This is a genomic window from Klebsiella sp. C349492, from assembly GCF_042055345.1.
Taxonomy (GTDB): Bacteria; Pseudomonadota; Gammaproteobacteria; order Enterobacterales; family Enterobacteriaceae; genus Klebsiella; species Klebsiella scottii.
Genome location: NZ_JANQCE010000001.1, coordinates 237,632 through 263,551 on the forward strand (window position 1 = coordinate 237,632; position 25,920 = coordinate 263,551).

General features: G+C 55.1%; 24 protein-coding genes and 1 pseudogene. 12 read left to right on the forward strand and 13 right to left on the reverse strand.

Annotation, left to right across the window (positions count from 1 at the left end; genetic code table 11):
• Positions 1–14: 14 nt before the first annotated feature.
• Positions 15–1,388, reverse strand: a complete 1,374-nt coding sequence (locus NWP14_RS01130) for an MFS transporter (protein WP_331834414.1) — start codon at positions 1,386–1,388, stop codon at positions 15–17.
• Between the two features lie 177 nt (positions 1,389–1,565).
• Between NWP14_RS01130 and kdgR the strand changes: the two genes are divergently transcribed.
• Positions 1,566–2,357 carry a DNA-binding transcriptional regulator KdgR gene (gene kdgR, locus NWP14_RS01135; RefSeq protein ID WP_041146203.1) on the forward strand — a complete coding sequence of 264 codons (792 nt, stop codon included), beginning with the start codon at positions 1,566–1,568 and terminating at the stop codon, positions 2,355–2,357.
• 66 nt (positions 2,358–2,423) lie between these two features.
• Here kdgR and NWP14_RS01140 read toward each other — a convergent pair whose 3' ends face one another.
• Positions 2,424–2,663, reverse strand: coding sequence for a YobH family protein (locus tag NWP14_RS01140; RefSeq protein WP_095101742.1), 240 nt, complete (start codon positions 2,661–2,663; stop codon positions 2,424–2,426).
• A 160-nt stretch (positions 2,664–2,823) separates the two neighbouring features.
• Between NWP14_RS01140 and mgrB the strand changes: the two genes are divergently transcribed.
• From mgrB to rlmA, 6 genes and pseudogenes are all read left to right on the forward strand, one after another.
• A complete protein-coding gene (gene mgrB / locus NWP14_RS01145) occupies positions 2,824–2,967 on the forward strand; it encodes a PhoP/PhoQ regulator MgrB (protein WP_041146201.1) in 144 nt (47 codons plus the stop codon).
• A gap of 74 nt (positions 2,968–3,041) precedes the next feature.
• Positions 3,042–3,332, forward strand: coding sequence for a YebO family protein (locus NWP14_RS01150; protein WP_095101744.1), 291 nt, complete (start codon positions 3,042–3,044; stop codon positions 3,330–3,332).
• 635 nt (positions 3,333–3,967) lie between these two features.
• Positions 3,968–4,112, forward strand: a pseudogene (locus tag NWP14_RS01155) (DUF2627 domain-containing protein).
• 12 nt (positions 4,113–4,124) lie between these two features.
• Positions 4,125–4,334 carry a transcription antiterminator/RNA stability regulator CspE gene (gene cspE, locus NWP14_RS01160; protein ID WP_001062678.1) on the forward strand — a complete coding sequence of 70 codons (210 nt, stop codon included), beginning with the start codon at positions 4,125–4,127 and terminating at the stop codon, positions 4,332–4,334.
• A 191-nt stretch (positions 4,335–4,525) separates the two neighbouring features.
• Positions 4,526–6,271, forward strand: coding sequence for a peptidoglycan glycosyltransferase FtsI (ftsI, locus tag NWP14_RS01165; protein ID WP_095101746.1), 1,746 nt, complete (start codon positions 4,526–4,528; stop codon positions 6,269–6,271).
• A gap of 61 nt (positions 6,272–6,332) precedes the next feature.
• The gene (rlmA, locus tag NWP14_RS01170; RefSeq protein ID WP_375214599.1) at positions 6,333–7,127 is read left to right on the forward strand and encodes a 23S rRNA (guanine(745)-N(1))-methyltransferase; all 795 of its coding nucleotides are present in this window, start codon (positions 6,333–6,335) and stop codon (positions 7,125–7,127) included.
• Positions 7,128–7,130: 3 nt separating this feature from the next.
• Here the strand turns inward: rlmA and mntP are convergent, their stop codons facing one another.
• From mntP to manX, 5 genes are all read right to left on the reverse strand, one after another.
• Entirely contained in the window at positions 7,131–7,697 is a 567-nt protein-coding gene (mntP, locus tag NWP14_RS01175; protein ID WP_095101751.1) for a manganese efflux pump MntP, read from the reverse strand.
• A gap of 426 nt (positions 7,698–8,123) precedes the next feature.
• On the reverse strand, positions 8,124–8,582 hold the full coding sequence (locus NWP14_RS01180) for a DUF986 family protein (protein WP_095101753.1): 459 nt from the start codon (positions 8,580–8,582) through the stop codon (positions 8,124–8,126).
• A 63-nt stretch (positions 8,583–8,645) separates the two neighbouring features.
• Positions 8,646–9,497 (reverse strand): PTS mannose transporter subunit IID, encoded by an 852-nt coding sequence (locus NWP14_RS01185; RefSeq protein ID WP_041146195.1) that lies wholly within the window; start codon positions 9,495–9,497, stop codon positions 8,646–8,648.
• A gap of 12 nt (positions 9,498–9,509) precedes the next feature.
• Positions 9,510–10,310, reverse strand: a complete 801-nt coding sequence (locus tag NWP14_RS01190; RefSeq protein WP_045859157.1) for a PTS mannose/fructose/sorbose transporter subunit IIC — start codon at positions 10,308–10,310, stop codon at positions 9,510–9,512.
• A gap of 55 nt (positions 10,311–10,365) precedes the next feature.
• Positions 10,366–11,337: a PTS mannose transporter subunit IIAB gene (gene manX, locus NWP14_RS01195; RefSeq protein WP_095101755.1), complete on the reverse strand. Its 972-nt coding sequence runs from the start codon at positions 11,335–11,337 to the stop codon at positions 10,366–10,368.
• 453 nt (positions 11,338–11,790) lie between these two features.
• Here manX and yoaE point away from each other — a divergent pair, with 453 nt between their 5' ends.
• Entirely contained in the window at positions 11,791–13,350 is a 1,560-nt protein-coding gene (yoaE, locus tag NWP14_RS01200) for a CNNM family cation transport protein YoaE (RefSeq protein WP_095101757.1), read from the forward strand.
• Between the two features lie 38 nt (positions 13,351–13,388).
• On the opposite strand, the gene NWP14_RS01205 is transcribed toward yoaE, so the two are convergent.
• The 4 genes from NWP14_RS01205 to pabB all read right to left on the reverse strand — a co-directional run bounded on the left by NWP14_RS01205 (position 13,389) and on the right by pabB (position 18,670).
• Positions 13,389–14,966 (reverse strand): EAL domain-containing protein, encoded by a 1,578-nt coding sequence (locus NWP14_RS01205; RefSeq protein ID WP_095101759.1) that lies wholly within the window; start codon positions 14,964–14,966, stop codon positions 13,389–13,391.
• Between the two features lie 124 nt (positions 14,967–15,090).
• On the reverse strand, positions 15,091–16,455 hold the full coding sequence (gene sdaA / locus NWP14_RS01210; RefSeq protein ID WP_375215084.1) for an L-serine ammonia-lyase: 1,365 nt from the start codon (positions 16,453–16,455) through the stop codon (positions 15,091–15,093).
• 277 nt (positions 16,456–16,732) lie between these two features.
• Positions 16,733–17,311, reverse strand: coding sequence for a CoA pyrophosphatase (locus tag NWP14_RS01215; RefSeq protein ID WP_331834411.1), 579 nt, complete (start codon positions 17,309–17,311; stop codon positions 16,733–16,735).
• A 3-nt stretch (positions 17,312–17,314) separates the two neighbouring features.
• The gene (gene pabB / locus NWP14_RS01220; RefSeq protein ID WP_375214600.1) at positions 17,315–18,670 is read right to left on the reverse strand and encodes an aminodeoxychorismate synthase component 1; all 1,356 of its coding nucleotides are present in this window, start codon (positions 18,668–18,670) and stop codon (positions 17,315–17,317) included.
• Between the two features lie 87 nt (positions 18,671–18,757).
• Here pabB and NWP14_RS01225 point away from each other — a divergent pair, with 87 nt between their 5' ends.
• Positions 18,758–18,943, forward strand: coding sequence for a YoaH family protein (locus NWP14_RS01225; protein WP_331834409.1), 186 nt, complete (start codon positions 18,758–18,760; stop codon positions 18,941–18,943).
• Between the two features lie 117 nt (positions 18,944–19,060).
• Here NWP14_RS01225 and NWP14_RS01230 read toward each other — a convergent pair whose 3' ends face one another.
• Entirely contained in the window at positions 19,061–21,058 is a 1,998-nt protein-coding gene (locus tag NWP14_RS01230; protein ID WP_375214601.1) for a heparinase II/III family protein, read from the reverse strand.
• Positions 21,058–22,296: an alginate lyase family protein gene (locus NWP14_RS01235; RefSeq protein WP_375214602.1), complete on the reverse strand. Its 1,239-nt coding sequence runs from the start codon at positions 22,294–22,296 to the stop codon at positions 21,058–21,060. Before NWP14_RS01235 ends, NWP14_RS01230 begins: the two co-directional genes overlap by 1 nt.
• Positions 22,297–22,823: 527 nt before the next feature.
• Here NWP14_RS01235 and NWP14_RS01240 point away from each other — a divergent pair.
• Genes NWP14_RS01240 through NWP14_RS01250 form a run of 3 tightly spaced genes read left to right on the forward strand, consistent with a single transcriptional unit; the run spans position 22,824 to position 25,915 of the window.
• Entirely contained in the window at positions 22,824–24,113 is a 1,290-nt protein-coding gene (locus NWP14_RS01240; protein WP_241723375.1) for a sugar ABC transporter substrate-binding protein, read from the forward strand.
• A gap of 11 nt (positions 24,114–24,124) precedes the next feature.
• Positions 24,125–25,066, forward strand: coding sequence for a carbohydrate ABC transporter permease (locus NWP14_RS01245; RefSeq protein WP_375214603.1), 942 nt, complete (start codon positions 24,125–24,127; stop codon positions 25,064–25,066).
• 9 nt (positions 25,067–25,075) lie between these two features.
• Positions 25,076–25,915, forward strand: a complete 840-nt coding sequence (locus tag NWP14_RS01250; RefSeq protein WP_375214604.1) for a carbohydrate ABC transporter permease — start codon at positions 25,076–25,078, stop codon at positions 25,913–25,915.
• Positions 25,916–25,920: the final 5 nt, after the last annotated feature.

Here is a 25,920-nt window from a genome sequence, read left to right on the forward strand (position 1 = left end):
GTAATCGGGCCCGGCTACTGTCCGGGACGCGGCTGGGTGACGCGAAGCCCGCTAACGGTGGCCGCAATGACCGCCAGCCCTCCGGCCAGCAGCAGCGCGGTATGAGTGCCGCCGTTGCCTTGCAGATTGAACAGCAGCGCGACCAGCGCCGCGCCGGTGCTTTGCCCCAGCAGTCTGGCGGTACCGAGCATTCCGCTGGCCCCTCCGCTGCGGTGGCTCGGGGCCGATGAGACGATAGTGTGGTTATTCGGCGACTGGAACAGACCGAAACCCGCGCCGCAGAGCGCCATGCGCCAGATAATATCGAGATCGGACGGCGATGAGGGCAGCAGCGCCAGGCCAAACAGACCGCAGGCCATAACCGCCAGTCCCACCGCACCTAGCAGCCCCGCGTGAATTTTCTCAATCAGATAACCCGCCAGCGGCGCCATCACCATCGTCGCTAAAGGCCAGGGCGTCAGCAGCAGCCCGGTCTCCACCTCGCTGCGTCCGATCGTCGCCTGCAGGAAAAAGGGCAGCGAAACCAGCGCCAGCATTTGTGCGCAGAAGGAACAGATTGACGTGCAAATGGAGAGCGAGAACAGCGGGATACGCAGCAGATCAACCGGCAGGAGCGGCACCGGCATCCGCAGCTGGCGGCGAATGAAGAAGAATCCGATAACCAGCATTGCAACCACTTCAGCCAGCACCAGTTGACCGGACTGCCCTTGGGCAAAGCCGCCGAGCGCGGTGATCAGCAGGCCGAAGGTCAGCGCGTTCATGACGGCGCTGGGAAGATCGAAGCGGATAATTCGGCTGCGGCCGCTGTTGGCCGGCAGGTAGCGTATGGCGAGCGTCAGCGAAACAATCCCCAGCGGAATGTTGATTAAAAACAGCCACTGCCAGGAGGCGATGGAGAGTATCGCGGCGGCAATCGTCGGGCCGGCCGCGGAAGATACGGCGACCACAAACGAGTTGATCCCCATTCCCCGGCCAAGGAAGCGCTTCGGGAAGATAAGACGAATGAGCGCGGTATTCACGCTCATCAGCGCGGCGCCGCCGAGCCCTTGAGCGACGCGGGCGAGAGTCAGCATCTCAAGCGAGTGGGAGAGGGCGCAGGCTAGTGAGGTAAAGGTAAAAACCAGCAAACCGATTTTGTAGATGCGCCGATAGCCAAACATATCGCCCAAAAAGGAGAGCGGCAATAGTGCAATAACGATGGCGATTTGGTAAGCGTTGACTATCCAGATTGAGGCGGCGGGCGAAGCGTTAAGATCTGTGGCGATGGTCGGCAGGGCCACGTTAGCAATGGCGCCGTCGAGTACGGCCATCGCTATGCCTAAAACGATGGTCAGAATGGCGCCGTAACGCTGCGGCAGGGGCAGACCATCGGAAACGTTTTTATCCATGTTAAGTTTGTGTCTTTATCGTGACTATTCTCTGGGTAATGATTTTAGCATTGATTATTCGGCTGTATGTCGCAGATTTGTAACGAATGGGCAGAAGAACGATTGCGGGCATCGGGTTGCGAATTTATAATAAAAACCGGTTCTAATTTTTATAAAACAGTAGCGATGAGGTGATAAATGGCAGTTGCAGATTTGGATAAACAGCCAGATTCTGTCTCTTCAGTATTGAAGGTTTTTGGCATCCTGCAGGCGCTTGGCGAAGAGCGTGAAATTGGTATTACCGAACTATCTCAGCGCGTTATGATGTCAAAAAGCACCGTTTATCGCTTTTTGCAGACTATGAAGTCGCTGGGCTATGTCGCCCAGGAAGGGGAGTCTGAGAAATACTCCCTGACGCTGAAGCTGTTCGAACTCGGCGCGCGTGCGCTGCAGAATGTCGATCTGGTGCGCAGCGCGGATATCCAGATGCGCGAACTATCGCGCCTGACGAAAGAGACTATCCATCTCGGTGCGCTGGATGAGGACAGTATTGTCTACATCCATAAAATCGATTCGATGTACAACCTGCGTATGTATTCGCGCATTGGCCGCCGCAACCCGCTGTACAGCACCGCAATCGGCAAAGTGCTGCTGGCGTGGCGCGATCGTGCCGAAGTGGAGCAGATTCTCGAAGACGTCGAATATAAGCGCAGCACCGACCGGACGATTACCAGCACCGAAGAGCTGCTGGGGGTGCTGGACAGCGTTCGTCAGCAGGGCTATGGCGAAGACAATGAAGAGCAGGAAGAGGGGCTACGCTGCATTGGTGTACCGGTCTTCGACCGCTTTGGCGTGGTGATTGCCGGGTTGAGTATTTCGTTCCCGACGCTGCGCTTCTCGGAAGAGCGGCTGCACGAATACGTTGAAATGCTGCATACCGCGGCGCGTAAAATTTCTGAACAGATGGGCTATAACGACTATCCGTTCTGATCGCGGCAGGCGTTAGCTGCGTCGGGCTACTGCGGGAAGAGGGTTCCTGCCGTAGCCCGAAGCGGATTAACCTTTGTCGATAACGGTTTCGCTTTTGCGCAGAACCGGACAGTCAGTCAGGCCAATAATACCGCTATCAGAATGAACGTACTGTACGGTGCTGGTGCCGCGGGCGGTCAGATACTTACACTGGAGGCCCAGCCCCGCTGCGTTCTCATTGCTACCAATCAACATGCCGTAGCCGCTTAATAATACGCCAATCCATAAGATAGCCAGTACCACAATCGTACGAATGATCAATCGCATTGTTGCCTCATAATTTGTATTATCCTCGGCGTTTATTTTGACAGGTACACGAGTTGAAACAAGTCTATGATTCTTAAACTTGCCTTTCGTATTACAGTTAGCCGCGGTTTAAGATGAGCGTGCTATCCTGGCAACATCTGGTATTGATGCGGAGTGTGGAGTGAAAAAATTACGCTGGGTTTTGCTGATTGTTGTCATAGCGGGCTGTTTGTTGCTGTGGACTCAGATGCTTAACGTAATGTGCGATCAGGATGTGCAGTTTTTCAGCGGCATCTGCACCATCAACAAATTCATCCCCTGGTAAGACATTTTTATAACGACTGATTTTCTTCTGCTGCGCGGGTGGTAGAATAAACGCCTTCTCTTTGAGGTGGTGAAATGAGTGAGTTACTAAGTCCTGGGATCGTAAATCTGGCATCGCTGGCGCTTTCTATTGTGCTGTTGCTTGTCGGCCTGTTGTTATGGTTTTTTGTTAATCGCGCAAGTTCGCGCGCCAACGAGCAGATTGCCCTGCTGCAGGCTCTGCTGGATCAGCAAAAGCGCCAGAACGCGCTGCTGCGTCGTCTCTGCGAAGCCAATGAGCCGGAGAAGGAAGAGGCTACCGGACCTTCAGCCGTTGAGAAGGGGAAGGATGACGACGACTTTATCCGTCTCGTCGCTGAACGGTAGCTGATAAACGGGTGTACACCACCTTGGTGTACGCCTGCCTCATCGCCTTGCGCAATAACTTATTCTTATCCTTTTGTCCTGATTGCCACATTTCTTAGGCTACTTAATGTGTTAGCGATCGCAATTTTATCCAATAAGCTATGGATTTTTGAGCTAATCAAATAAAATAATAACATCGTGATTTAATTGCATGATGAAAGAAAGTGTCATCGAAATTTCATTATTCAGGTGCAGTATAAACACTATTTATAGTGGGGCGAACAACATTTAATTAACCCTGCATATTCTCGGCCTAAGCCAATTTTCAACTATCAATATGCGCGTTTATGCGCATCGTTATGCACGTACCCTGCCGCAACCCCCTGAAAACTGGCAGGGTGCATGCCTGCCGGCCTGGATGGACCGAAGTTGTTGAGCAATGGTGAAAAAGTTGCCACGCTCATCCATGCGTAATTGTATGTTTGCCGCGCTGGGCGGGATTAACGGCGGGGCGGAAAAGGCGCATAAACGTGCAGTTGGTCAAATGATTCCCTTATATTTTGTGCGAAGGATCGAGACCCGTTTAAAAATGGCTTGCCATTATTAACGTTGTATGTGATAACACCTTTCGGGTTAAACGAGGTACAGTTCTGTTTATGTGTGGCATTTTCAGTAAAGAAGTCCTGAGTAAACACGTTGTCGTTGAATACCGCTTCTCTGCCGAACCTTATATTAGTGCCTCATGCAGTAGTGTGTCAGTTTTATCTATGTAAGTGCCTGCGGGCGAAGAAAACAGTCTAAGGAATTTTGCAAATGGCAAAGATTAAAGGTCAAGTTAAGTGGTTCAACGAGTCTAAAGGTTTTGGCTTTATTACTCCGGCTGATGGCAGCAAAGACGTGTTCGTACACTTCTCCGCTATCCAGGGTAATGGCTTCAAAACTCTGGCTGAAGGCCAGAACGTTGAGTTCGAAATTCAGGACGGCCAGAAAGGTCCGGCAGCAGTTAACGTAACTGCTATCTGATTCAAGACCACTCATCTTGTAAAGAAAGCCTCGCCTTTGCGGGGCTTTTTAGCGTTTATTGCAAAACATTTCCGATTTCTCCCCTTCGTTGTGCTTTGTTGCAAAACAACATCTTTATTAGCACTGTTTCGCATCCTGTTTTGTCGATTTTCTGTTAAATCAGAGGGTTGCAAAATAATGCTGGAGCTACGGTGCAAAAGAACAAAACTAAGTCAGGCGCGAATTTCACCCCGATTCGCTTTGGGCTGCTGTGTGCGGCGATCCTCAGCTGCCTTGGGCTGCTATTGGGCCGGGTGGGATGGCTGCAGATTGTCTCCCCCGATAATCTTGTTAAGCAAGAGGATATGCGCTCGCTGCGCGAAGAGCCTATTGACGTCCAGCGAGGGATGATAAGCGACCGCGAGAATCGCCCGCTGGCGGTCAGCGTACCGGTTAGCGCTATCTGGGCCGACCCGCAAACGATAGTGGAAAAAGGGGGCGTCGGCTATGGTCCGCGCTGGCAGGCTATGGCCGAAGCGCTGCACCTTAATCTGGGCGATTTGGCAAAGCGGGTTCAGGCTCATCCCCATATGCGGTTTGTCTATCTGGCCCGCCAGGTTAACCCGGAACAGGCCGAGTGGATCGATAAACTGCATCTGCCGGGGATTAATCTGCGCGACGAATCCCGCCGCTTTTATCCGGCCGGCCACGTTGCGGCCAACCTGCTTGGTTTTACCAATATTGATAATCAGGGAATTGAAGGCGTTGAGAAAAGCTTTAACTCCCAGCTGACCGGAAAGGCCGGCCGCCGGCTGGTGCGTAAAGATCGCCACGGCCACGTGGTTGAAAATATCACCGAGGTTCCGGCGGTTCCGGCGCACAATTTACAGCTAAGCATCGACGAGCGGCTGCAGACGGTCACCGAGGATGCGCTGGATAATGCGGTCAGCTGGAACAAGGCGGAGTCCGGGGCGGCGGTGCTCATTAAGATCGATACCGGCGAAATCCTGTCGATGGCCAGCTATCCCGACTTTAACCCCAATAATCGCGATAACGCCCGGCTGGATGATTTTCGTAATCGCGCCATCAGCGATACCTTTGAGCCGGGATCGACGGTTAAGCCACTGGTGCTGATGACGGCGCTGCAGCAGGGGATTGTTCAGCCAGACAGCGTGGTGGATACCCATCCTTTCGTCCTCGACGGTCACCGCATTCGCGATGTCGGCTACTACCCGGAGCTGACCCTGACCGGCATCCTGCAAAAATCCAGCGATACCGGCGTCTCGCACCTGTCGCTGGCAATGCCGGTCCAGCACCTGATTGACACCTATAAGGCCTTTGGCTTTGGCGATCCGACGGGCCTGGGGTTAACCGGGGAAAGCGCGGGGCTGATGCCCCAGCGCCGCTACTGGGGGCAGCTGGATCGGGCGACTTTCGCCTTTGGCTACGGTCTGATGGTCACCCCGCTGCAGCTGGCGCACGTCTACGCTACCATCGGCGGCTTCGGCATCGAGCGGCCGCTGTCGATTACCCGCATCGATCCGCCGGTCATCGGCACGCGAGTGATGCCGGAGCAGATCGTCCATCAGGTCGAACATATGATGGAGAGCGTGGCGTTACCGGGCGGCGGCGGGACAAAAGCGGCCGTCCGCGATTACCGGATTGCGGTCAAAACCGGCACGGCTAAAAAGATTGGCCCCGACGGCAAGTACATCGATAAATATATCGCCTATACCGCAGGCGTGGCGCCGGCCAGCAACCCGCAGTTTGCGCTGGTGGTGGTCATCAACGATCCCAGCAACGGCGCCTATTACGGCGGGGCCGTTTCGGCGCCGGTATTTAGCCAGATAATGGGCGATGTTCTGCGTCTCGAAAACGTGATGCCGGACGGAATGCCGGCGGGCTCGGGCAATCTTATCGTTATGCATAACGGCGAGAGCCTGCCCCCGGCGCTGTAACAGTGGTCTGAAAGAGCGAATAACGCTACACTTTCGCTCTTTCAGCGACACCGGAGTTGTCATGTCTTACAGTTGCCCCCTTTGCCACGCGCCGCTTGAGCGCCGTGAAAATAGCTATATCTGCCCGCAGCGGCACCAGTTTGATTTAGCGAAGGAGGGATACGTTAACCTGCTGCCGGTGCAGTTCAAACGCTCGCGCGATCCGGGCGATAGTGCGGAGATGATGCAGGCGCGGCGCGCCTTCCTCGATGCCGGCCACTACCAGCCGCTGCGCGATGCGATCGGCGAGTTCCTGCAGACCTGTGCGCCGGCCGATCTGCTGGACATCGGCTGTGGAGAGGGCTACTACACTCACGCGTTTGCCGCTATCTCAGCCAGCTGCTGGGGCCTTGACGTCTCAAAATCTGCGGTTCGCGCGGCGGCCAAACGCTATCCGCAGGTTAATTTCTGCGTCGCTTCAAGCCAGCGCCTGCCGTTTGCTGATGCCAGCTTTGACGCGGTGGTGCGGATCTATGCGCCCTGCAACGCTCTGGAGCTGGCGCGGGTTGTCAGGCCCGGCGGCTGGGTGGTTACCGCGACGCCGGGCCCGAAGCATCTGCTTGAGCTGAAAGGTCTGATTTATGACGACGTGCATCTGCATGAGCAGAATACGGAAGCAATGACCGGCTTTACGCTGCGCCATCAGCAGCAGCTGGCTTACCCAATGACGCTAAGCGGGAGCGAAGCCGAGGCGCTGCTGCAGATGACGCCGTTTGCATGGCGGGCGAAACCGCCGGTTCGTGAGGCGCTGCGTGAGCAGGCGTTATTCAGCTGCCAGACCGATTTTATGATCCACTGCTGGCAGCGTGATGCCTGATAGCTAGCCGGCGAAATGGCTCCAGAGAATTTCGGCGCCGATACCTATCAGCACAATTCCTCCCAGAATTTCAGCCCGCTTGCCTAGCAGCGGGCCGATAAATCGTCCCAACATAATACCCAGGGTTGACATCACCAGCGTCGCGCAGCCAATCGCCAGCGCGGTGGCGATGATGTTCACCTGCAGGAATGCCAGACCGACGCCAACGGCCATAGCGTCAAGGCTGGTGGCAAATGCGGTAGTGACCAGCAGCCAAAAGCCGTGGCGATGGGGCGCTTCGCACTCGTCGCCGGCGTCGCCGCGAAATCCTTCAATCACCATTCGGCCGCCGAGGAAGACCAGCAGCACAAAGGCAATCCAGTGATTCCATTCGAGGATGAACTGGCTGGCAAGCATCCCCATTCCCCAGCCGACAAGCGGGGTCAGCGTTTCAATCGCGCCGAAGATAAGCCCGGTACGTAACGCTTCGGAAAATTTAGGTTGGTGGAGAGTTGCACCCTTACCGATAGATGCGGCGAAGGCGTCCATGGACATGCCAAAGGCCAGAAGAATCGTTGCGGATAAGTTCATAAGTGCGTCCTGACCGGGGATATTCCATATGACACATCGCTGCCCCCAGTAAATATACGCAATAAGTCTAATGATTATATATTGCGTACTGCAGTGATGCGTCTATGGTCTCGCCTGATTGAATGCGTTCTTCAACCCGTACGTGCCACGTTTTGCAACGAGTATGTTGACACGTACATCTCCTGGCCTGGCGGACAGGACATCGGCTACTCCCCAACGACGGGCGCAACCTTAACATATTTTTAGAATATAAAACAATAACACTATTTAGATATTTTAATAACCAAATGATAACGATTTTCATTTGAATTTAGGTGTCAAGAATTGGTTAATAAATATGAGGGAAGTGGGCAGATGAAATATAGCAACGGCTATATATCCATCTGCCTGAATGAGCTGAAATATAGCGTAGGCTATATTTATAACCTACTGAGTGGAAACGAGAAGTTTGTATATTTTTTCCAGATCGTCGATATTTCGTACGCGAATAAGCAGGCGTCTTTGCTCTAATTGCATCACCAGCACGCCGTCTTCCGATAAATTCATCTCTTTAATACGCTTATATTCAATCCAGATATTGGCGAAGAAAAAACCAGCGGGCTTGAAGATGATTTTGGGCGTGCGGATCCAGAACAGGTAGAGACCCATTAATGCCAGAGCAGATAATAACCATGTGGTAATGAGCGCGCCGTGGCTGATAATGTTGTTATAAATCAGTATGGCAGTTAGACCGACGAAGATTATTCCATCAACGCGGCTGCGGCGGAGCAGGGGAATGGCCAGCAGCTGCGGGCCGTTACGGCGCGGCATAATAAACTGGTCGTAAATCGCAAATGCCAGCAGAACCAAAATAAACAGCACCAGCACCAGATCCGTGAGTGTCATCCATCCTCCGAACAAAAACTAAAAAAAAAGCCGGGGGCAAGCCCCCGGCGTACAGCAGGATAATTACAGCCCCAGCAGGCCGATTGCGTAGCCAACGATACCGATGACGAAGAAGCCAACGATGATCCACAGGGCGTTAACTTTCTTACGCAGCAGCCACATACAGGCGAAGGTCAGCAGCAGAGGCACCAGACCCGGCATCAGCTGGTCAAGGATAGTCTGCACGGTGGTCACGCGAGTCTGGCCATCCTGACCGGTGATAGTCGATACCACCAGCGGGATGTTCACGTGCGTCCATTTATTGACCAGCGCCCCCATGACAAACAGGCCGAGAATCGACGCCCCCTCGGTCAGTTTCTGCAGGAAGCCGCCACCCATATCTTTAACGATGTCGATACCTTTACGGTAACCGTACGCTACGCCGTAGTAACGGGTCAGCAGACGTACTGCGTTAAACAGAATAAAGAACAGCAGAGGACCAAGCAGGCTGCCGCTCATCGCGATACCGGCGCCCAGCGCCGCGAATACCGGACGCACGGTGCCCCAGAAGATCGGGTCGCCTACGCCTGCCAGCGGGCCCATCAGACCGACTTTGATACCGTTGATGGCACCATCGTCGATTTCCGCACCGTTAGCGCGCTGCTCTTCCATCGCCAGCGTTACGCCGAGCACCGGCGCCGCAACGTAGGGGTGGGTGTTAAAGAACTCAAGGTGACGCTTAATCGCCTGTTTACGCGCATCGTTATTCTCCGGGTACAGGCGACGAATTGCCGGCACCATAGAGAAGCAGAAGCCCAGCGCCTGCATACGTTCGAAGTTCCATGAACCCTGGAACAGGTTAGAACGAATGAACACGCCACGAATATCACTCTGAGTGAGTTTTTTCTCGGTGGTATTTTTAGTCATATCAACCATTTCGCTCACCTGTTAGTCCAGTTCGTTATCGAGATCGTTATTACCAGCAGCCTGCGCTGGCGCACCCGCTACGCGGTTGTATTTCGGGCTCAGCTGGATGTAGAGGATTGCCATTACGGTACCAATCACGCCCAGAGCAACCAGGTTGAAGTTGGTGAACGCAGCGGTAACGAAGCCGAGGTAGAAGAACGGCATCAGATAGCCTGCGCGCATCATGTTGATGACCATCGCGTAACCAACTACCACGATCATGCCACCCGCGATGTTCAGACCGCCGGTTACCACTTCCGGAATGGCGTTCAGCAGGCCCTGGACTTCACTGGTACCGACGGAGATAGCGACGATAACGGCCGGGATAGCGATACGCATAGCCTGCAGGAACAGAGACGAAACGTGAAGCCAGGAAATGGCCGTCAGGTTTCCGCTTTCCGCTGCTTTATCCGCAGCGTGCTGGAAGGCAACGGTAATCGTACGGACGATAATGGTCAGAACCTGGCCTGCCGCCGCCAGCGGGATAGCCAGCGCGATACCGGCACCAATGCTTTGGTGACCCGCGATAACCAGAACGGTCGAGATGATGGACGCCAGGGCGGCATCCGGCGCAACGGCGGCACCGATGTTCATCCAGCCCAGGGCGATCATTTCCAGGGTACCACCGATGATAATACCGGTTTTCATATCCCCGAGAACGGCGCCAATCAGCGTACAGGCCACCAGAGGACGGTGGAACTGAAATTCATCAAGTACCGACTCCATACCCGCAATACACGCGACGATGAACACCAGCACAATCTGAAGAAGGGTAATCTCCATTGTACTTCTCCTGTTGATTAAGTCTTAAGTTGAAAAGTCAGGCGCGAGCGCAGGGTTATTTATTAACCTTGGCGATCAGGTCCATCATTTTCAGTTTCTGGTCGGTGGAAACTTTGCGTGCTTCCAGTTCGATACCGCGGGCGTTCAGCTTCTTAAACGCTTCAATATCTTTCTCATCGACCGAAATCGCGTTGTTCACCTGCGTTTTGCCCTGGCGGAAAGCCATACCGCCGATGTTGACCGTGGTGATATTCACGCCACCTTCGACAACGCGCTCAACGTCAGTCGGGTTAGTGAACAGCAGCATAATGCGCTCGCCTGCGTATTTAGGGTTGTTGTAGACGCGGATCATTTTAGCCACATCAACAACGTGGGCGGTGACGCCCGGAGGTGCAACCTGAGTCAGCAACGTTTTGCGTACGGTATCGGCTGCGACTTCATCGCTGACGACGATAATACGGGTGACGTTGGTTTCTTTGGTCCAGCGGGTCGCTACCTGGCCGTGGATAAGACGGTCATCGATACGCGCCAGGCCGATAACCATGTAATCGTTTGGACCCATCGGTTTAGCTGGGGTTGCCGCTCGTGGCGCTGCCGCCTGAACGGGAGCCGGAGCCGCTTTTTCAACCGCTTTCGCTTTCAGCGCTTTCACGCCTTCACGACCGGTTTCCACCGCTAACGCCACCAGCTCGTCGAACGACGGGTCGTCGTCACGGGCCATTAGCGTTTCAACCAGCATTGGAATGTTGACGCCGGCGATGACTTCGTAGTGCTCTTTATCGACGACAATGCGGCTCGCCGCATTGAACGGGCTTCCTCCCCACGTATCGACGAGAAACAACACGCCTTTAGCCGTGTCCAGCTTCGCCAGCTGTGCGTTGTATTTTTCGATCAGCGTTTCGGCGTTTTCACCGGGAACGAAATCGATCCAGCCAACGTTTTCCTGCTCGCCCAACAGCATTTCTGCCGTTTTCAGCAGCTGTTCTGCAGCCCAACCATGTGTGCCTATTACAATAGCAATCGTCACTTGCTACCTCCTTTATTATGGTGAATGCATCATCTGTTGTGATACATCCTGAATCACTCTTGCGAACAAAATCGATTCAGTAAGGGTGTAAGATATAAAATAATCACTACAGCGAATTATTTTAGATAGTGAAAAAATAATTAATGTGATGAAGATCCGTTAATCACGCATCTACGAATAATAATTTCGCGGCGCAAAAAATAGCCTTAGCTATTGCAAAAACAGGTAAATTTTTTTCCAATCTGGTTCTGTTTTTTGCTATGTTTAGCTTCCGTTTAACTACTCAGGAGTATAGGGCATAGCCCGCTGTATGGACCCTCATCGACGTCTTTTCACCTTTTGGCACCTGTCTGCCACCGCTACCGCTATCTGCTACGCTTTTTTACCAGCAATAATTGTCTCGCCTGTGCATGACATAGCGATGACTGCGTCCGTCGTTAACTGGAGCAACTCATGGAATTCTTAATGGATCCCTCTATTTGGGTCGGCTTGTTGACGCTGGTCGTCCTCGAGATCGTGCTCGGTATCGACAACCTGGTATTTATTGCCATCCTTGCGGATAAACTGCCGCCAAAGCAGCGTGATAAAGCACGTCTGATTGGCCTGTCGCTGGCGCTGTTCATGCGTCTGGGGCTGCTGTCGGTTATTTCGTGGATGGTGACCTTAACCAAACCGCTGTTCAGCATCGCTGATTTTTCCTTCTCCGGGCGCGATCTTATTATGCTGCTGGGGGGGATATTCCTGCTGTTCAAGGCGACGACCGAACTGCACGAGCGGCTGGAAAACCGCCAGCACGATGCCGGTCATGGTAAGGGGTACGCCAGCTTCTGGGTGGTGGTGCTGCAAATCGTCGTGCTTGATGCCGTATTCTCGCTGGATGCGGTGATTACCGCCGTGGGTATGGTAAACCACCTCCCGGTCATGATGGCGGCGGTGGTGATTGCGATGATGGTTATGCTGCTGGCATCGAAGCCGTTGACCCGCTTCGTTAACCAGCATCCAACGGTGGTGGTGCTGTGCCTTAGCTTCCTGCTGATGATTGGCCTGAGCCTGGTGGCCGAAGGCTTTGGTTTCCATATACCGAAAGGCTACCTGTACGCTGCGATTGGCTTCTCAATCACCATTGAGTTCTTCAACCAGGTGGCGCGGCGCAACTTTATCCGCCATCAGTCGACGCTGCCGCTGCGCGCGCGCACCGCCGATGCGATCCTGCGTTTGATGGGCAGCCGTAAGCAGAATCCGGTGACGCACGATGGCGACATGCCGTCCGCGGTACCGGTGCCAGAGGGCGCGTTCGCCGAAGAAGAGCGCTATATGATTAACGGCGTGCTGACTCTCGCGCAGCGTTCGTTACGCGGCATCATGACGCCGCGCGGTGAAATCAGCTGGGTGGACGCCGAGCAGAGCGTAGAAGAGATTCGCCGCCAGCTGCTCTCCTCTCCGCACAGCCTGTTCCCGGTGTGCCGGGGCGAGCTGGATGAGATTATCGGTATTGTTCGCGCCAAAGAGATGCTGGTGGCGCTGGAGGCCGGCGAGAACGTTGCGGCGCTCGCCTCGGCATCGCCGGCGATTGTGGTTCCGGAAACCCTGGACCCGATCAATCTGCTGGGCGTTCTGCGCCGGGCCCGCGGCAGCTTCGTCATTGTGACCAACGAATTTGGCGTGGTGCAGGGGCTGGTGACGCCGCTGGACGTGCTGGAGGCGATTGCCGGCGAGTTCCCGGACGCCGATGAGACGCCGGAGATTGTTGCCGATGGCGACGGCTGGCTGATCAAAGGTTCAACCGACCTGCACGCCCTGCAGCAGACGCTGGGGCTGGATGACATCGTCAATGAAGAAGAGGATATTGCGACGGTGGCCGGGCTGGTGATCGCCGTCAACGGCCATATCCCGCGCACCGGTGATGTGGTTGAGCTGGAGCCGCTGCGGTTCACCATCGTTGAGGCCAACAGCTACCGCGTCGATCTGGTCCGCGTCGTTAAAACGCGGCACGAGCACGACGAAGAAGAGTAATCCCGCCGACCTGCCGGTCTCCTCAGGAGGCCGGCAGGCTATTGACTATCCGTTTCCTCATCCGCCGCCAGATCGTGCGCCGCCAGCCATTGCGGAAATTCGTTAACCGGCATCGGCCGGGCGTAGCGAAACCCCTGCAGGATATCGACGCCGTGGTTACGCAGGTATTCCGCCTGCTCCTCTGTTTCAACGCCTTCCGCGATGGTGACAATTTCCAGGCGATGCGCCAGGGAAATAATCATATCCGTCACCGTTGAATTTACGCTGTCGATGCCGATTGCGCTGGTGAAGGACTTATCAATTTTTAAGATGTCGGGGCGGAGTTTTTTCAGCCATGACAGCGAGCTGTTGCCGGTGCCGAAATCGTCGATTGCCAGCTGCACGCCTTTGAAATGCAAATGTTCGGCCATATGGCGATCGCCATCCTGCAGCACGTCGCGCTCCGTGAGCTCCACCACCAGCTGCTGGACGGGATGGGCGCTAAACCAGTAGTGATGCAGATCGCGCAGCAGCTCGCCGTTAGCAAAATGGCGGGCGGCGACGTTGATCGAAATATGGAAGCTTTTGTCCTGAGGGAAAAGGTTGAGCTGGCGTGCGGTTTCCGCGATCACGTAGCGGGTGAGGGGAACGATAAGATTGTAACCCTCGGCAATGGGAATAAAGACATCGGGGGAGATCCTCCCCCGGCGCGGATTGTTCCAGCGCAGTAATATCTCGACTCCGCAGCACCTTTGGCTGCGCAGATCCTCCAGCGGCTGGCACCAAAGTTCGAACTCACGCGCGGTGATACCGAGGCTGATTTCACGGGAAAAGCTGAGCCTGCCTGCGGTTATGAGCCAGGTTATGCCGGTCGTTAACAGCGTGAAGATCAGCGCCAGCGGCAGCTCGGCGGGGAGTTCGTGCAGGGCGATTGCCGAGGCTCCGGGGCCGCTGACGTTGATGGTAAAGGGGAACTGCGAAGAGCTCTGGCGATAAATGACGCGCTCGCCCGGAATGGCGTCGTGGTCCACCAGTCCAAGGCCGTTAATAAAGCTTTTGTTACCGACCCGCAGCCCAATACCGGTAATCAACGGTGATTTCGCGTTGAGAATTAACTCCCCCAGCAGCTCAATATTAATCATCAGCATTACGCCGTCGGAGCCGCTAATCGATGCCGGATACCACTGAATTAATACCGGCGAGCCGACCAGCAGCGATCCATCGGTGGAGAAGACCAGAAGAGGGTGGTTGCTCGGCAGCATGGGCTGGCGCTGATGAAGGTTAAAATTACGTTCGCCATAAATACTGGAACAGTAAAGAGTATCCGCTTTCACCAGCGCGATAGTTCGCACCGTTTGCAGCGAAGACGCCAGCTTGCGTAAGGGCAGGTGAATTTCCCGGCAAGGCTGACCGACGAAATTCAGCATCGACAGGTGCTGCTTTTCAAGAGGGCGAAGAATTTTATCCATGGCCATCACCATCTGACTGGTGACCGTCTGGATCCGTTGCTGATTTAGGCTACGCTGCGAAATAAATCGGATAACCAGAGTGGTTGTCAGCGTTAATAACGCAACAATCAAACATACGACGATACGTTTACGGCGGTATGTCGTGATGACCTTATGTGCAGTCTGCATGCGCGACACCCTGTCGACTCTGAGTACCGTTCAGAATAACAATCGTCAGAGAGTAAGTGTAGTGGGTGTAAATGAATAGAAGAAGAAAAATGCGCCGGTTAGGGCGCATTTCGGTTGCGAAGGTTTAGTCACACTGTACTTTGATGGCCAGACCGCCGCGGGAGGTCTCGCGATATTTGGCGTTCATATCCTTGCCGGTTTCGTACATCGTCTCGATAACTTTATCGAGGGAGACGCGCGGTTCGCTGGTGCGGCGCATCGCCATGCGCGCGGCGTTAATCGCTTTAACCGATGCGATGGCATTACGTTCGATGCACGGCACCTGGACCTGGCCGGCGACGGGATCGCAGGTGAGGCCCAGATTGTGCTCCATACCGATCTCCGCCGCCACGCACACCTGTTCAGGGCTGGCGCCGAGCAGCTCCGCAAGACCGGCTGCGGCCATGGAACAGGCCACGCCAACCTCGCCCTGACAGCCCACCTCAGCGCCTGAAATAGAGGCATTCATCTTGTACAGCGCGCCCACGGCGCCGGAAGCCATAAAGTAGCGAATGTAGATATCAGGGCTGACGGATTCAATAAAGTGGTCATAGTAGGCCAGCACCGCGGGCACAATCCCGCAGGCGCCGTTGGTCGGGGCCGTGACGACGCGGCCGCCGGCGGCGTTCTCTTCGTTGACGGCGAGGGCAAACATGTTCACCCAGTCAATGACGTTCATCGGATCGCTGGACAGCTTATCGCTGGCCACCAGCAGGCGGCGCAGCGCAGAGGCGCGGCGCGGTACGCGCAGCGGCCCGGGCAGTACGCCTTCGGTATTCATGCCGCGATCGATGCAGGCGCGCATGGTCTGCCAGACGTTGGCAAAATAGTCTTCAATCTCTTTTTTGCTGTGCAGCGCCAGTTCGTTCTGCATCACCATCCCGGAGAGGGACAGCCCGGTCTCTTTGCAGTAGCCCAGCATCTCCTGCGCCGATTTAAACGGGTAAGGTACGCTGAGCTCGCACGCATTTTCTTTGCCGAAATGCTCTTCGTCGACGATAAAACCGCCGCCGATGGAGTAGTAAGTTTTGCTGTAGATTTCTTTGTCGCCGGCCCAGGCATGAATCGTCATCCCGTTCTCGTGCAGCGGCAGGTTGTCGCTGCGAAAACGCATACCGTCATCCTGCGGGAAATCGACTTCCTGCTGCCCTTGCGCCAGCAGCAGGCGTCCGCGGGCTTCTACGTCGCGAATAAATGCCGGAATCGCGTCAATGTCGACCGTATCGGGCTGATTGCCCGCCAGCCCCATGATAATGGCGATGTCCGTGTGGTGGCCTTTGCCGGTTAATGACAGCGAGCCGTAGACGTCAACCGCCACGCGCGTCACGTCATTAAGTAGTCCCTTTTCGACCAGGTCATCGACGAACTGTTTACCGGCTTTCATCGGCCCTACAGTATGGGAAGATGAGGGACCAATCCCCACCTTGAACATGTCGAATATACTAATCACCATAACACTCCAGTACAGGGTTGCCGCGGCTGCGGCAACGATGTGATAACTGCGCATAGTGTAAGAGGGAACCGTAGCATCAGCTTAACTATTCACATGAATTAAACTAATGGATAACCATGAATTTACTAATGCTGAGAGCGCCGTCATATTTAAGTATATACCCTAAATAATGTGGCCGATGAGGGCGTCAGAAGAAGGGAAGAAAAGCGCGTCGCGGGGGAGTCCAGCGGGCGAGCGCCGCCGGCAAGGCGGCTGCGCAAAGTAGGGTGGGGCGCTAGGGCTTGACGCCGATTTGCAGGGCCAGCTCGCGAATAATCCCTGCGGTCATTCCCCAGACAAAATAATGCTGATACCACGAAAGCCAGACCCGATGTGAGTTCCCGCGGCGATGAATATCCAGCGGATGATAGCGGCCTAAGCGCAGCGCTTCGGCCAGCGGCATTTCAAAGACCGCCGCCACCTCATCCTGGCTGGCGTGATAGCGCAGGTTTGGCGGAATAATCCCCACTACCGGGGTCACCTGAAAGCCGGTCACGCTATCCACCGGCGGCAGGACGCCGATGATCTCCACCAGCTCAGGAGGAATAGCCACCTCTTCCTGCGCCTCACGGAGCGCGGCGGCAATCAGCGTCGCGTCGCTGTTATCGACAGCTCCTCCCGGGAAGGCCACCTGGCCGGCGTGCTTACGCAGTCGCGGCGAGCGCTGGGTGAGCAGCAGCCCCGGCTGCGGGCGACGGACGATCGGCACCAGCACCGCGGCCTGGCGCTGATTCAGGGCGCTTTGCGAAGGCTGCGGGCGCAGTAATTGAAAGCGCGAAAGAAAGTCGTCCAGCTCAAGGGCGTTATCCGCCATATCCTAGCTCTCCAGTTGTTGCAGAATGCGGTTAACTTTATCAAACGTTTCCTGATATTCAGCCTCTTCTTCGCTATCCGCGACAATCCCGCCGCCCGCAGAGCAGTATAGCTGTCCCTGCCACGCCGTCAGCGTGCGGATCGTAATGCTGGTGTCCATATTGCCGCACAGGCTGAGATAGCCGATGCTGCCGCACCACGCGTTGCGCCGCTGCGGCTCCAGCCGATCGATAATTTGCATCGCGCGCACCTTGGGGGCGCCGGTAATGGAGCCGCCGGGAAACGCCGCGCGCAGCAGGTCGCTGGCGTGAAGACGGGCCGGTAGCCTGGCGGTAATGGTGCTGACCAGATGGTGGACCGCCGGGAAGGGTTCGACGACGAAGAGCTCCGGCACGCGCACGCTACCGGGCTCGGCAACCCGGCCAATATCGTTGCGCATCAAATCGACGATCATCAAGTTTTCCGCGCGGTCTTTCGCCGAGTTAGCCAGCTTTTCTGCCTGGCGAGCGTCCTGCTGCGGATCGGCCAGCCGCGGGAGGGTGCCTTTAATCGGCCGGGTCTGGATTTCACCCTGATGAAGCTGGATAAAACGCTCCGGAGAGAGGCTCAGGACCGCGCCTTCCTCGAGGCGAATAAAGGCGCTGAACGGGGCTCTGTTGGCACGGTTAAGCTGGCAAAATGCCTGCCACTCGTCGCCCTGATAGCGGGCCTGGAAGCGCTGAGCCAGGTTGACCTGGTAGCAATCGCCGCTCTGCAGCCACGCCTGCACCTGGCGGAATTTCTCGCCGTACTGCTCGCGGCTCATATTCGAACGCCAGGCCGAGGTCAGGCTAAAAGGGGCCGCCGCTGGGGCCGATTGCGCCCTCAGCCACTGCAGGCGCGCCTGGGGATCGCCGTAGCTCAGCAGCGAGACTTCACGACGCTGGTGATCGACGATCAGCGCCCAGTCGTAAATGCCGACCGCCATATCCGGCAGCGCAATATCCGCCTCGGCCTGCGACGGCAGGTTTTCAAAACGGCGCCCCAGATCGTAGCCGAACAGCCCCAGCGCGCCGCCAAGGAACGGCAGGTGCGGATGGGCCTGCGGCGCTAATCCGCACTGCGCCAGTTGTTGCGCCACTATTTTTAGCGGATCGTCGGCGGACGTCGTCAGCGTTCGGCCGTCGTTCACCGTGGTGAGGCCGCCGCGGGTAGTCAGCGTTGCGCGCGGCTCGGCCACCATAATATCAAAACGGTTATGCGGGTGATCGGCAAAGCCTGAGTGTAGCAGCATCGCCCAAGGCGCTGCGCTTAAGGGCGCAAAGTAGCGCTCGGCGGCATCCGGATGCCAGGGCAGGGTAATAATAGCGGGGGACAACATCTTCCTCGATCCTGATCGTTACCGCCCGCTGGCTTATAAGGGGACGGCGTGAAATAATTACGCCCCACAATGTAGCAGGAGTCAGTTATGTTTGCAGGTTTACCTTCGCTGAGCCACGAGCAACAGCAAAAAGCAGTAGAACGTATCCAGGATCTGATGTCGCAGGGGATGAGCAGCGGTGAGGCGATTCGTCTGGTCGCCAACGAACTGCGCGCCACGCATACCGGCGACCGGATCGTAGCGCGCTTTGAAGATGATGAAGACGATGAGTAAGTAGATAGCGTCTTTGATATATCAGCAGGGGAGCCCGTTCCCTGACAGTCCCCCTTCAGGCCGATGATTACCGGCGAAAAAAGTTAAACGCGCCCTCCGTTACCGGAAGGCGGCGGGTCAAATAATCACATCTGGCAGCAGGCCGGGATCTTCATGCAGCGTCACGTGGGTCACGCGCTCACCACGGCAGAAGTTCAACTGAGTACCGAGGGGCGTGTGATGTACGCTCACTTCGGTCAGCGGTGACGTTTTCGCCAGATCCCAAACACAACAAAAACGCGCCTGCGGCAGATGGTTGCGTAATACCAGATAGCTGAGGTCACCGATCGCCGGATTATCGGGAGCCAGCCCTTGCCACAGTTCACCGTCACCGGCTAGCCACAGGGCAAAGGTGTCGTTCTCGCGGGCAAAGTGGCGCGGCTGACAGCCGTGAAGCGGCGTCACGGTTGAATCCCGCATATCACGCAGCGGCCCTTTGAGCGAAAAGGGTTGCGGCATGCCGCTTTGGTCGAGCGCCTTCGCGGCCAGATGCAGCGTCCAGTCGAGCTGCTGACGATGCGGGTTTTCCACCGTTGACAGGTCAATCAGCACATCCTCCAGCCACAACAGGCGACGGCGAAAGCGCACTTCGCGCCATGCCTCGACATCCCATTCTACCCGCGTATGGCTTTTAAGCGTTGGTGGTGGCTTCTTCCAGTTAACTTCTGCGTCTATCCAGTGATAATCATCGCCCATATGCCAGCCTAAGACCTCGGTGTTGGCAGGCGGCTGATTGGTCTGGTTGACGGACAGCGTGTTGTGGGTGGCGCTGTTTTTGTAATAATCGTAGTGCATTTTCGCACCGTAGCCTGTGGTGCCGAGATCCGGGAGTAACCAGCCGTTGCGTTGCCACAGCATCAGACTCAGCCGATCGTAGTGATCGTGCTCGCCGCCCCAGGGGCTGTGTTTGATCAACACCGCCAACTGCTGCTGCGGGCGTCGCCACAGCGTCAGCCCGGCGCCCGGAGCAAAGATCGAGCGTTGCGGGATCGGATTGATTGCGGTTTCAGGCAGCGCCCGGTCGCGCCACAGCAGCGTCTCCCGCCAATCCGCGTCATCTTCAGTCAACTGCAGGACCGACGCGTAGAGCGGGTCATGCCAGATAAACCAGGCAAATTCGTACAGATCGCGATGATACAGCTTCTCTTGTCCGGCGAGGCAATCGTTCAGTCGTGGGAAGGTACCGTCAGGGAGCACAAGCGAGAGTGGGAAACTGAGCATTCGTGGATACCACGGGCCATCAAGCAGGCTCCAGCGGGTGCCACGCGCCAGCTTCTCAAAGGCAAAGAACCCCTGCAGCGCGTAGTAGTGGTAGTGAATCGAACCTTCAAACCATAAACCTTCAGCCAGTAATCCATGCTCGAGCTGCCAGCGTAGGCCGTAGGGCTGATTTACGGCAAAATCCAGCAGGCTCTCATCTTCCAGCACAAACCCCAGCACCCCGAGCGCCGCGCTGATTTTCACTTCATGGTTATGGATTTGTGGGCTGCGATGCGCGCGCAGAAACGTTGCCGCACAGCGCAGCAGGATCTCGCCAATGTGCTGCTGCTCACCGGGCGGTAAGCTGTCGCGAATAAAATCATATCCTAGCGCCATATCCAGAATGCAGTTGGCTTCGCACAGCGTCTGGGCATTCATTTTGCCAGGACCATTGTGCGGGATATCGCCATGGACTTTATAGTCGGGATAAACATCCGCATAGCCCATTAGCAGCGTGCGGACTTTGTCGCGGTACGGCGTTTCCCCGGTCAGACGCCAGAGCAGCCCCAACTGCTGGCAGGCGCTGGCGTTGCGACCGTTCATTTCACGCCACCATGCGCCGTCCCAGGGCTCACCGCTGAATGTTTCGCCATCCACCGGGCAAGCGTGCTGGTGGGGAGAGTCCGCCTGCCACGTCAGCCGCACCCCATGGTGCGGACAAAAGTAATAAAGATTCCAGCTGGCTATCCCGGTTTGCGGGATGCGAACGGCGGCTTCAAGTATCGGTTGTGCATCCTTCACGAGCTGTTCAATCTGCTCGACATTACCGGCTGCACGTCTGGCGATGTCGGGCCATAGCCCAGAAAATTGTTTCATTATTGGTTATCCCTGACCTCGGTTGACGCAGGAAGTGGGGCGATGAGCGTGGTGATATCGTCAGGATATTTCGCTCTCAGCCAGCGCGCTTTCTCGCTAAATAGCGGATTGTTCGGCCATGCGTGGGCGGCGCTCGCAATGTTGCGTAGCGCTTTTTTATCGTCCATTTTGTCGAGGTCTTTCCACGGCCACGGCGTGCCGCTGTTAATAAAGCCAGCCACATATTGATAGCCTTTTTGCAGGCTATGGTCGTCGAGGGTAAAGTTCCAGATATCGACACCGGCTTTTTCGCCCAGACGTCCCAGACGGTTATAGGCTTCGAGGTTGAAGTTGCTGTAGTGCCACGGACGGGTGCGCTCAAGCTCAGCCATCTGGCGGCCTTGCATATCAAACTGCCCGGCGATACGGCGCAATTGAGTGATGTACAGGCGCTTTTTCGCTTCTTCGATTTTGCCGCTGAACAGCGCAAAGGTGGCGGCTTGCATATCAAAATAAGTGCCGTGATTGTTGTGCCAGTTCTCTTCTTCAAAGCCGTTCTGGCTGGTGGTCATCCAGTGATAAAACTCGCCGAACCACTGTTTAAGCGCCGTTACGTCCGTTTCACTCAGCGCGCTGGATGATTGCAGCAGGGCGATGGCATCAACCACCTCAACCAGCGCCCGGCTATCGATAATGCCAATGCCACGTCCGGTATTAATCCCGGGGATGGCCTGCGCGTATTGCAGGTTCGGGGTCATGCGGGTATTGGCGTCGAGGAACCAGCTTTTAATCTGTTGAACGGCCTTCTGCGCGTAGCGTTCATCCTGAGAGAAATACCATGCCAGCGCCAGCGTCGAGACATCGTTGCTCATTTTCACCAGGCGATTTTTATCAGTGGCATTACTGTTTGCGTCCGGGTTAGTTTGCCCATCTTTGCGGATGTACGGCAGACCGTTTTTGGTCTCCGGGTTTGGCCACCAGTACGGCGGAAAGCTGTAGTAATCGTGCTTATTGCCGCTGGCGGCGACCAGCGTTTTATCCATCACCGAAAGCAGCGGATGTTTAAGCGCCAGATCCGCCTTGTTGAACAGCGCGCTTGCGGCCTGCACGAACAGCGGGTCTTTAGCCGCTATCTGCTGGCGGCTATAGGCTAAATCTTTACCGTCAAGGGTATAGGGTTCAGCGGCATACAGGGATGCACTGACGCTACAACAGAGAAGCGTAATGCCTAATATTCCTCGGCGAGGTATTGAATACATAGTAATAACCCTTCTTCAAATATGAGAAAAGATAACAAGAGAATTATGCCTGTTGCGTATTTCCATGACGCAAAAGGTAGGCGGATTAATTAAAAAATAATGCTTTGATGAATAGCGTGGCGTGCAGTGTAAAAGACAAAGTAATTTTTTTTGTGATGTTCATCATGATTGTTGCGGCGGATGAAAAATGACTCATTTAATGCGGTGTAGTTCACGGTTTTCGATGTTTTTCAATTTTTATTGATAAATTTAACAAAATAAATAAGTTTATAACTTGTTGATTTTTAACTATTAAGTTTTTATGTCACTTTTTGTGTCACTCTTTTATGTGATCTGATTCAACTTTTAAGTTTTTGAAATGCGATTTCTTTTTTGTGTGGTTGTATTGAGAAATACATTTCTATTTAATGTTTGGAAATACTTTTTTATGCATATTGAATTAATGCCGCGATGTTAATCGCGCTCACAGAAAATCAGCTGTTGCGAATTTAATTACCGTTGTGCCCTACAATAAAGGATATGCAATCATGTCTGCGAATAAATTACGTTCATTATTACTTGTTACCGCTCTGGGTGTTGGCGTCGGGCAAAGCTACGCCGCCACGACCCTTAACGTGTGGATCCGTGCAAGCAATGACTCCAAAAATATCTATAAACAAGAGGCTGAAAAGTTCGAAGAGAATACCGGCATTAAAATTGAGTATTTCAACGCCACGACTGATTTTGAACAGCGCCTGGCGAGGGCGACGGCGGGCAACGCCTTACCGGACCTGATTTTTAACGATGCGGCATCGCTGGGACAGTTTATTCAACTGGGCATTGCGGAAGAGATCGACCCCTCAGGCATTAAGGGGGGTGACCAGCTGTATCAGACCGCCTGGAACAGTACCCGCTATATCGACGGCAAATACTATGGCGTTCCAACATCCGCGCAAACCTTCGCGCTATTTGTGCGCAAGGACTGGCGCGAGAAATTAGGCCTGCCGCAGCCGAAAAGTTGGGATGATATTCAAACGCTGGCCAAAGCCTTTACCACCCAGGACCCGGACGGGAACGGCAAAAACGACACTTACGGATTTGTTGTTCCGGCGTCCACGACCCGTGGCTATGCCAGCTGGTTTATGAGCAGCTTTATCTGGCAGGCGGGAGGTGATTTTGTCAAAGAGAATAACGGCAAGTTCAGCGCCTCGCTGCAAACCCCGCAAGTCGCGCAGGCGTTGACGTTTATGCGTACCATGATGTGTGAAAAAGTCACCCAGCCGGGGGCGATTAACGCCACCACCGCCGACGTTATCCCATCCTTCCGTTCCGGACAAAGCGGCATGTTCTTTAGCGGCCCATACCACATCGCGCTGTTTGATAAAGACCCGGGCAAAGACAACTTTGAGGTCTTGCCGGTGGTGGGGCCAAAAGGGGAAGCGACTCTGGCTGAAGGGACCTCCGTCTTTATGATGAAGAGCAGCAAGCAAAAAGAGGCGGCGCGTAAATTTATCGAATTTATGATTTCGACCGAAGGCCAGGAAATTGGCATGGGTAAAGGCAGCAAGCACATTCCGGTGGTGCGCCTGCCGGTAAATAAAAATGTCGATGTCAAAGCAGTCTATCAGGACCCGCGCTGGGAAACCTTCGCTCGGCTCTACAACGAGCAGGGCCGTTACGTACCGCAAATTCCGAACTGGACGCCGGTTCGTCAGGTGGCTGCCGATGGCTTTAACCGTATTTTCGCCGATTGCAACAGCGATATTGCCGCTGAGCTGAAAGCGATAGATGGCAAGGTCGACGCCGAGTTGCAAAAGCAAAATGTGCTGGCTAAGTGAGGGAGTAAGTTATGACGCTGCATGAGACGAAGTCTTCGCCGCTAAAGCAAACCGCTTCGCCTGACTCCACCGGATGGTTGACGCCAAAGCGCAAGCGGGCGCTGATTCCGTGGCTGTTTTTAGCCCCGGCGCTGATTATTTTTAGCTGGTTTAAGTTCATCCCGATGATTCAGGGGCTGGTGATGAGCTTTTACAAGGTTAACTTTAATCAGCCGGACGAGTGGGTGGGATTGGCGAACTTTACCCGCGCTTTCGCCGACGTTGAGCTACATGCGGCAGTGGTGAATACCCTTCTGTACGTGGTGGTGACCATGTTTGCCGCCGCAATCCTGGCGTTCTTCCTCGCCATGCTGCTTGAAGGGCCAGCGCGCCACCTGCGATTTATTCGCACCGCCATCTTTTTCCCGGCAGTGACCAGCGCGGCAATTGTCGCCGAAATGTGGCGCATCCTGTTTAACCCTACGCCAAACGGGGTGGCAAACCATATTCTGAGCTGGTTTGGCGTAGCCGATCAGGGTTTCCTTGCCAGCTCCGATCAGGCGCTGGGGGTTATCATGTTGCTGCATATCTGGAAAGCAGTGCCCTACAACATGGTGATTTTTATTGCCGGGCTGGCGGGCATCAGCCGCGATCTGTACGACGCCTCGAACGTTGACGGCGCAAACTGGTGGAACCGCCTGCGTTACGTCACCTTGCCCGGAATGATCCCGGCGCTGTCGGTGGTGCTGATGCTCTCCTTTATTCGTGGTTTCCGTGTCTTTGCGGAAGTGTACGCCACCACCGGCGGCGGGCCCTCTAACGCCACGGAAATGGTCATGACCCACATCTATAAACTGGGTTTTGAGCAGTTCGACTATGGCTACGCCTCGGCGGTGTCGTTCCTGCTGTTCACCTTTACGGTGATCTTAACCATCTGTCATTTAACGCTAAAAAAACGTATCGCACGTTACTAAGGAGCCGTGATGTTAAGTAAACGTTGGGATACCGCAGGACGCTGGTGCATTTACGCGCTGTTGTTGATTGTTTTTGTCGGCCCGTTCTGGGGCATCGTCGCCACCGCGTTCAGCGGAGCGCCGGTCAAGCCGGGCGAACTGTTGGCCTGGCCGAATCAGTTCTCCTTCGATAACTTTATCTTCGCCTGGATGGATATCGGCGTCTGGCAGTACCTGCTGAACTCAGTGCTGGTGGTGTTCTTCGGCACAGTTTTGCAGGTCTCGGTGAGCGCGCTGGCGGCCTACGCGCTGGCACGCAAAAAGTTTCGCGGCGTGGCGCTGGTCAGTCTGGTGATTTTGTCCACCATGATGCTGCCGGAAGAGGTTATCGCCATTCCGCTGTACATGATTATTAACTGGCGGCTGCCGTTTATCGATGCGTCGCTCTACAACAGCTACCTCGGGATGATTCTGCCGGTGGTAGGCTGGGCATTCTCCATCTTTGTGCTGACCGAGTTTATGTCGGCCATCCCGAAAGAGCTGGAAGAGGCGGCACGCATCGACGGCGCTAACGAATGGCAAATCTTCTTCCATGTGATCCTCCCGCTGGTGAAACCGGCGCTCGGCACGGTAGTGACCTTTGGCTTCATCATGATTTGGGACCAGTACCTGCTGCCGCTGATTGTGGTTAACCAGGACAGCCTGAACACCATTCCGGTGATCCTCGGTACGCTGCGTACCGATGAGAGCATCACACCGAACATTTTTATCGCCATTACGCTGCTGGCGATGCTGCCAAGCATCATCGTCTATCTGGGTCTGCAAAAACATTTCAATCGCGGGATTATGTCCGGCGCGGTCAAAGGATAAGGAGT